Source organism: Methylobacterium sp. J-001, assembly GCF_022829565.1.
GTDB lineage: Bacteria > Pseudomonadota > Alphaproteobacteria > Rhizobiales > Beijerinckiaceae > Methylobacterium.
Map to the genome: position 1 here is coordinate 1 of NZ_JAKSYN010000181.1, position 2,577 is coordinate 2,577.

The window sequence follows — 2,577 nt, forward strand, 5'->3', positions numbered from 1 at the left end:
TCTGGCCCTGTGAAATCAGAACGTCCGCCTGACGTAGCTTCGCGACGATCTCCTCGGGCTTCGGGTGCTTTGCCATCTCGTCCGTCCTCCAGGCTCAAAAGCCATACCAAAGGGCGGACCACTTCAATGGGGGCTGACCACACTCGCCAGAACGGTACCAATTCCGGTGACACGTCAGGCTATCAAGGCCGCTTGCGCATCAACCTCGATGCCCGCACCCAGACCGCCTACGGCACCCTGCGCGCCTTCGTTCGCTTGGATGCCGGCGCCCGTACCGGCTACTCCGGTGTCGGCACCTCCGGCACGCAGCAACGCATCGGTCAGGCCTTCCCCGGCCTTGGTATCGATCAGTTTGGCCGTGATCAGCAATACGTAAACGTCGATAAGGCGTTCATTCAGTTCGCGGGTCTTACTGCCGGTCGCGCCTCGTCGTTCTTCGACTTCTATGCTCACGATTTTGAGTTCGCCGGCGCCACCCTCGGCTCGGACGTATTCTCCACCAACTTGCTGGCCTACACAGCCACCTTTGGAAATGGTCTGTCGGCAACCTTGTCAATCGAAGACCCAGTCTTCCGCCGCACTCCGATCTTCTCGCCGACGAACAACCCAGCCGGTGTCACTGTCAATGCCAGCGTCGCGAACTTCGCGCAGAGCAATTCGCCAGCGCCGGTATTCATCGGCTACACCAACGGTGTCCCAACCCGCTACAGTCAGATTGACGTCATCCAGCGCGAGCGGATGCCGGATTTTGTCGGTGTCCTGCGGGTCGATCAAGTCTGGGGCTCTGCGCAGCTTTCAGCCGCGACGCACGAATTGAATGTCGGCGACGTAGCCAACGGCGCTGGCACGGGAACGGGCTCGAATATCAGCATTCCACACACCAACAACGTGTACGGTTGGGCCGTGCAGGGTGGCCTGAAGATCAACACGCCGTTCATTGCGCCGGGCGACTCTCTCTACCTGCAGGGTGCCTACGGAAATGGCGCACAGATGTACACTGGGTACTGCGCCTACACCGGTTGCTACACCCAGAGCACTCAGACCATTCAAGGCCAAAAGTTTAATCAGTACTTCGCAGACGCGACGATCAATCCGTTCACTGGTCAGATGGATACGTCCACAAGCTTTACAACCACGATCTCGTACCTGCACTACTGGACGCCCGAATGGCGCTCCGCCTTCTTCGGGTCCTATGGTGAGCAGAGCTTCTCGAATGGGGCCCGCCTTGCGCAAGGTGCCATCTTCAACTTAGAAAACCCTAACGGTACGAATGCCTTCGGCTCCAACGCCGTCGGTGTGCCGGGCACCCGGTTTTATCAGCTAAGCCAAGCACTGCGCGATACGTATCAGTTCGTTGCTGGTGGCAGCATCATCTGGTCGCCCGTAAAAGATCTGGATATCGGCGTCGAGGCTTTCTACACGCAGATCGGTTTGAAGAGCGGCCGCGCTATCGACCTCGACAAAAGCCCGACGGCTTACTCTAACATCGCCGGCATCAACAACGGCACCTTCGCTGCTGCAACTGCCACGAAGGACTCAATCTCACAGGTTCGCTTCCGCGTCCAACGCGACTTCTGATTTTTCCAATCGAGACTGGTTCCTCCCAAAGCTTTCCAGTCTTGATGTCCCCGTGCAAAGGGACCTAACTAGCTCGGCCTTACGGCCGGGCTTTTTTTGATCCAGAAAGCCCGAATTTATGGTTCAGGCTTTTGTCATCAATAAATCACAAGAAACAATCCAGAAAAATACATCACGGATTTTTGTAATAAAAGCGTGAATACGATGTGCGTATTAGCACATTGCTTTGAAGACGCGTCAAAAAATACCGGATCTATATTCTCAGGTTTGTGTTGGACGGCACCCAGGGGATACTCCCCATCGCCTTTCTAGGGTGCATTCTATGAACAAGATCGTTTTTTGCGGCGCAGTCGCCGCAGTTCTAGCGACACCGGCCATCGCCCAGGTCGTGGTCGAGACACCAACCAGCACAACTGTGGTCGTGCCGCCGGGCGCGCCAGGCGTAATCACCCGTCAGCCTGGCTCGACCGGCGACGAGAATGCATTCACGTACTCGCCTACCGGCCGAGCTGCGGATGGCATCGCAACGGACTCGGCGGCCGCCGGCAATGAAGCGCAACCCTCACGCGTAGGCTCGACCGGCAGCGGCGGCGGCAAGTAACGATCCAGGCCTAGGCGCGGACGGTATTCCAAGTGGCGTGCGAACTTAGCAGAAGCGCGAGGGTACACTTCGGGACCAGTGCCGGATCATGGAGCGGCGGGAGCAGCCTGGGAGGTCAGCCAGCGCGGCACCCGCCCATCCACCTCCCTGACAGCCAAGCCATCTGACTCAAGGCGGCGCAGCACCAGGGCGGCCTCGCGACCTCGCCCTCGACTGGGGATGCCAGCGCGCTCGGCGACCTGAACAGCCGTCGCAGGCTCTAGTGGATTGAATCCAACGTTTGATGCCCCCGTGCTGCGGCCGCGATGATGGTGTCTGGGTCGGCTTTCCAGCGGAAGGGGGTCGGGTCGAGGTTATGTTCGGCGAGGTAGCGGTTGATGGCTGCCTGTAGATCGACG

Annotated in this window: 1 protein-coding gene and 2 pseudogenes; 2 read left to right on the forward strand and 1 reads right to left on the reverse strand. The window is 58.7% G+C overall.

What is annotated here, in order from left to right; genetic code table 11:
- Nucleotides 1-138 precede the first annotated feature (138 nt).
- Together MKK65_RS22250 and MKK65_RS22255 are read left to right on the forward strand one after the other, a co-directional pair.
- Nucleotides 139-1,578: pseudogene (locus MKK65_RS22250) on the forward strand (porin); the annotation flags it as partial.
- Between the two features lie 322 nt (nt 1,579-1,900).
- The gene (locus MKK65_RS22255) at nt 1,901-2,179 is read left to right on the forward strand and encodes a hypothetical protein (protein WP_243960248.1); all 279 of its coding nucleotides are present in this window, start codon (nt 1,901-1,903) and stop codon (nt 2,177-2,179) included.
- A 259-nt stretch (nt 2,180-2,438) separates the two neighbouring features.
- On the opposite strand, the pseudogene MKK65_RS22260 reads toward MKK65_RS22255, so the two are convergent.
- Nucleotides 2,439-2,577, reverse strand: a pseudogene (locus tag MKK65_RS22260) (IS630 family transposase); the annotation flags it as partial.